Source organism: Rothia sp. HMSC069C04 (genome assembly GCF_001812895.1).
In the GTDB taxonomy this organism is placed as follows: domain Bacteria; phylum Actinomycetota; class Actinomycetes; order Actinomycetales; family Micrococcaceae; genus Rothia.
Genome location: NZ_KV810736.1, coordinates 119,424 through 124,071, shown reverse-complemented (window position 1 = coordinate 124,071; position 4,648 = coordinate 119,424). Strand labels below are relative to the sequence as shown.

Annotated in this window: 3 protein-coding genes and 1 pseudogene; all 4 read left to right on the top strand. The window is 58.5% G+C overall.

What is annotated here, in order from left to right:
• On the top strand, window positions 1–667 hold a 667-nt coding region (locus tag HMPREF2879_RS09520; protein ID WP_246822897.1), incomplete at its 5' end, for an IS256 family transposase.
• 98 nt (window positions 668–765) lie between these two features.
• Complete coding sequence (locus HMPREF2879_RS03180) at window positions 766–1,359, top strand: protoglobin domain-containing protein (protein ID WP_005505324.1); 594 nt, start codon at window positions 766–768, stop codon at window positions 1,357–1,359.
• 324 nt (window positions 1,360–1,683) lie between these two features.
• The gene (locus HMPREF2879_RS03175; protein WP_314684801.1) at window positions 1,684–2,316 is read left to right on the top strand and encodes a site-specific integrase; all 633 of its coding nucleotides are present in this window, start codon (window positions 1,684–1,686) and stop codon (window positions 2,314–2,316) included.
• Window positions 2,317–3,786: 1,470 nt separating this feature from the next.
• Window positions 3,787–4,648 (top strand): annotated as a pseudogene (locus HMPREF2879_RS03165) (S-layer homology domain-containing protein); the annotation flags it as partial.

Below are 4,648 nucleotides of genomic sequence, written 5' to 3'. Positions count from 1 at the left end.
AGTCAACAATGACGGACACCGCGAAGTGCTGGGGGTGCGCGTGTCCACCAGCGAGACCGCTCCAGCCTGGAAGGAGTTCTTCGCCGACCTGGTCGCCCGAGGCCTGACCGGCGTGCGCCTGGTCACCAGTGATGCCCATCTGGGCCTGGTTGAGGCCATCGCCGCCAACCTACCCGGAGCCACCTGGCAACGATGCCGTACCCACTACGCCGCTAATCTCATGTCCGTCACCCCCAAAGCACTATGGCCCGCTGTCAAAGCGATGCTGCACTCGGTGTATGACCAGCCCGACGCGGCATCGGTCAACGCTCAATACGACCGGCTCTTGGACTACGTCCACGACAAGCTCCCCGCCGTGTGTGATCACCTCGATCAAGCCAGGGCAGACGTCCTCGCGTTCGCGTCCTTCCCCACCGGGGTGTGGACCCAGATCTGGTCCAACAACCCCAACGAACGCCTCAACCGCGAAATCCGCCGCCGCACCGACACCGTGGGAATCTTCCCCAACCGACAAGCAATCATCCGCCTAGTCGGAGCCGTCCTCGCCGAACAAAACGACGAATGGGCCGAAGGCCGACGCTACCTCAGCCTCGACATCCTCACCAAATCACGACTCACACCACAACCCACCGGGCAGGAGGACACCCCACTCCAACTCAGCGCATAACCCAATCCGAAGGACACAAAACGATTACACCACTCCACAGGACTTGAGCTGAGCAAGAGCACGTTCTACAATTGACGCATAAGTTCAAGGAGGTTCGCATGACCGCTTACGACCACTCGTCGGGGTACACCTACGGCACCGATGCCGTCCCCACGTCTCCGCTCACACTCGAGGATCTACGCCAGATTGAGGCCGCCGCGCACGTCCAGCCCGGTGACGCAGAGCTGCTCGCGCGAGCAGAACCCATCCTGGCGCCGCATGCCATGGAAATGGTCGACACGTGGCGCGGGATTTTGGCTCAAAAGACCTACCTGGCAGCACATTCCGCGCATCCGGATGGACAGCCGAACCCCGAGTACGCGCAGGCGTCAAAGCCCCGATTCGCCCAGTGGATCATCGACATGTGCACGCGCGAGCGGGATCAGGCGTGGTTGGACTACCAGTACCTGATCGGAGCTCGACACATGACCGCGGCGAAGAACGCGGCGGATGGGGCGGACTCGACGCCATTCGTGCCTCTGCGCTACGTGCTCGCCTTCATCGCGCCGACTGTGGAGGTCGGGCACCGTCTCCTGGCGGAGGGCTTCGAGGGCGCAGAACTGGACGCTGTCCGTGACGCGTGGACTCGCGCTGTGACTGTCGCCGTGACAGTGTGGGCGTATGCCTACCGCGATCACCCCGAGCAATTCTGATCCGGCGCTCGCCACCTACGACTCCCCCATCGGCCGCCTCACGCTTGATAGCGGTGTATTCGTCTTTCGCACTCTCTGACTGCTCTCCCTGGAAGCCTCAGTGGCTTCCAGGGAGAGCTTTCTTTCTGGGTTATAGGACACTACGTGTTGCTGGTTGGGTGACTTTTCGGCTTTCTGGTGCGGGAAAGTCACTCTTTCAGTTGGTCGTGTTTGCCTCGTTCCTGTGAATACTGCATCGTGCTCTGTGTGTGGCTGCCCCATGATCCGTCACGGTAAGAAGTCAACAGGAGGTCCTTTGAAGATCGCGGTGGTAGAAGTCCGCTCATCATCAAGGACCTCGACCTCTACCCACAACCCCCGACCAATACCTGGTCACCCACACTAGTACCACCCAAACGAGGCAGGTACACGCTAGAGGACCGCGTTGCCGTCCACCGCTGCTGCATCGACCTAACCCTGCTCCAAATGGCCACAGGGCTGCGCGTAAGCGAAGCAAGAACTCTCATGTGGGACGACATCATCACCGACGACCAAAACCGCCCAGCGTGCATTATTCGGGCTGAAAACGCCAAGACAGGCACCACCCGCGTCGCGGCTCTCGTCGAGCCTGCGGTCTATGAGCACCTTACCCGTAGACGAGATGAAGTCGGTGGAGCCTACGTTGTGGGCGCACCGCTCAACCCAGACACCGAGTGGGACAGATACAACGCTCAGAAGGCTCTCAAGGCGTTCTACAAGGATCTGGCTCGCGACTGCGGAGTGCCTCTGCTGGAGACCCACCGCACCCACGTCTGGAGAACCACCCTCAACACCATGTACCGCACGGACGTAGACGCGCTACTGCGTGCTCGAACGCTCGGCCACTCGGTCGATGTGAACGCACAGGCATACTCAGACCTGTCAGACCTCACAACGCTGTACGAGGCAGCCCGAGCACGGCGTAGGGAGGAAAGGTAGTCCCTACCTTATTCCCTATCTTTCGTGAGGATATGCCGGTAACTTCAAGTATCTTTAGGGAAGGATAAGGGGACGGTTACCGCACAATATCAACGATTACTTGGCTGTATCTCACTGTTTCATTAAAAAGAGATGCAGACCCCGGAGGTCGCAGGTTCAAATCCTGTCCCCGCAACGGATAACTCCCGATAGCTTTTAGCTATCGGGAGTTTTTTTATTCCCCAAAACCCGTACCCCCCCCGCTGACCTATCTCCTTCTGCCGTCCTCCTGTCACTCTCCGACTCACCCTCCGACCGCCGGCCTGCCTTCTTTCGCCACCTTCCTGCACCTTTCCTATTGGCGACCTGTCTTCATTTGCCGCCTACCTTTCTTCTTCTTGTGCTACCTTTCTGCCGCCTGCTGGGCGGCTTTCTTTATATCCCCTGCCTTCTGTAATCTGCGGAGGGGGTCTTCTGAGCCTTGTTGGGGCGGTGCTTCGGGGAGACTGATAGGGGCTTGCCCGCTGCCCCTTCGGGGTGTTTGGGGTGGATCTTCCTGCCTCTTGAAACCTCCTCACGGAACCTCCTTATGGAATTTCATAGAACCGTCGTGAAAGTTACCCTGGACTGGTTTCGGAACGTCTCCCGATGTGTCTTTCGAGGTATTCCTCAGCGTGTCTATCGGGGCTTCAAGCGGATGTGCTCATGGGGGTGGCGGAGCCACTTCCGAGTGGTTATTGGGGGATGGTTATGCCTTCTTGAGACGCTGCTTTTGGGGGTTCTGAAATGGGGCTTGAAAGGGGTTCTGAAGGAGACTCTGGGGCGGGTCTCAAGGACCCAACGAGGGGTTCGAAGGGTGCCTGAGCGGGGGAGTGGCGAGGGGGATATTTTTGCCTCAAAGTGCATTCTCAAAGTGGAATATGCGAAAGATGCCTATATTCCGGGCTTGGAAATCACCCGTTCTGCCCCGGAATTCCGCGGTTTTTGGAAGAAAATGGTCTTCGAGTGCAACAATTCACTCTGAAAGTGATTGTAGTCACATATAAAACATTCAAGTTAATTGTAGGGTTTTTTGAAACTCTTTCAAAAAACGCTCAAAAACCCCGGAAAATCAAGGAAAAATAGCTCATTCAACCTCTAGTTGAGGGTGATTAAAGTTAAGCTAGAAGTTGAGAAAAAGCTCTTGTTAAGATTGAATCTTGTTCGATACCCAAAAATAGCCCCAAAAAACCGCTGGAAAAGGCTTTTTGACCTGGTAGCTTTGAGTACGTGGTCACCGCGGTCCGCCGCGTAGCTCTCCGGATCCACACCGCACCCCTCCATCACATGAGGACATCCCCGCAACACACACGGGGATGGTTGATGGAAGCGTCTCGTGCGGCGTCACATCCGCGGGCCGACCGCCTATAGGCTTCTCACCTATAGACCACCTATCACTCAACCACTCACGGGCGTTCACGCCCCAGAAACACCAACAACGAGGACAACCCCATGGCACTTCGCCCCCGCACTGTTAAGGCTGGCTCTCTCGCAGCCATCGCTGTACCCTCCGTGCTCGGTAGCACCCTGGTAGCACCCGCTTCCGCTTTTGCACCCGTCGTTCAGGACATCCCCGGCGCAGCTACCGCAACCCAGGCTCCGAAGTCTCTGTTCACCTCCACCGTGCAGCCGACCCTCTCTCAGGTTGCTGTGCAGATCCGTCTGCAGGCTGAACAGGCAAAGCAGACTCAGCAGGCTCCCGCAACGACTGCGGTTCAGCCCATCCAGAAGACCTACACTGCTCAGGCTGCTCAGCCCGCACAAGCAACCCAGCAGGCTGCTCCCTCAGCTACCTTCCAGTCTGCACAGGCGGCACAGGCTGCACAGCCTTCCGCTCAGCCGACCCTGGCGCAGGCTGCACAGCCTTCCGCTCAGCCCACCCTGGCTCAGGTCGCCCAGACTCCCGCAGCTACCCAGAACGCTGTAACCCCTGCCGCTCAGCCCGCGCAGACTGTACAGGCTACCCAGGCGGCATCCGGTGTGGCGGCAACCCGCACCAACCAGACTTTCCTGTCCTACACCTCCCCGGCTGGTACCACCTCGCAGTACCACGTCTACGCTGAGGGTGTGGACTTCTCCAAGCCCGTTGGCGTGGTCTTCTACTTCGACGGCGACTACTGGCGTAACGACCAGTCCAAGGTCTACGACCCCTCCGGTGAGCTGGCTCAGATGGCTGCATCCGCAGCGGCACAGAACATGCTGTTCGTGCCCGTCATCTCCCCGGACACCAACCGTTACGATGCTGGCGTGACCTGGTGGGAAAATATGGACCGTAACGGCGAGTTCTTCCGCTCCTTCGCTTCCTCCTTCATCG

Coding starts and splice junctions, on each gene's coding strand:
- HMPREF2879_RS03180 (WP_005505324.1), top strand. CDS start 766: ATGACCGCTTACGACCACTCGTCGGGGTACACCTACGGCACCGATGCC.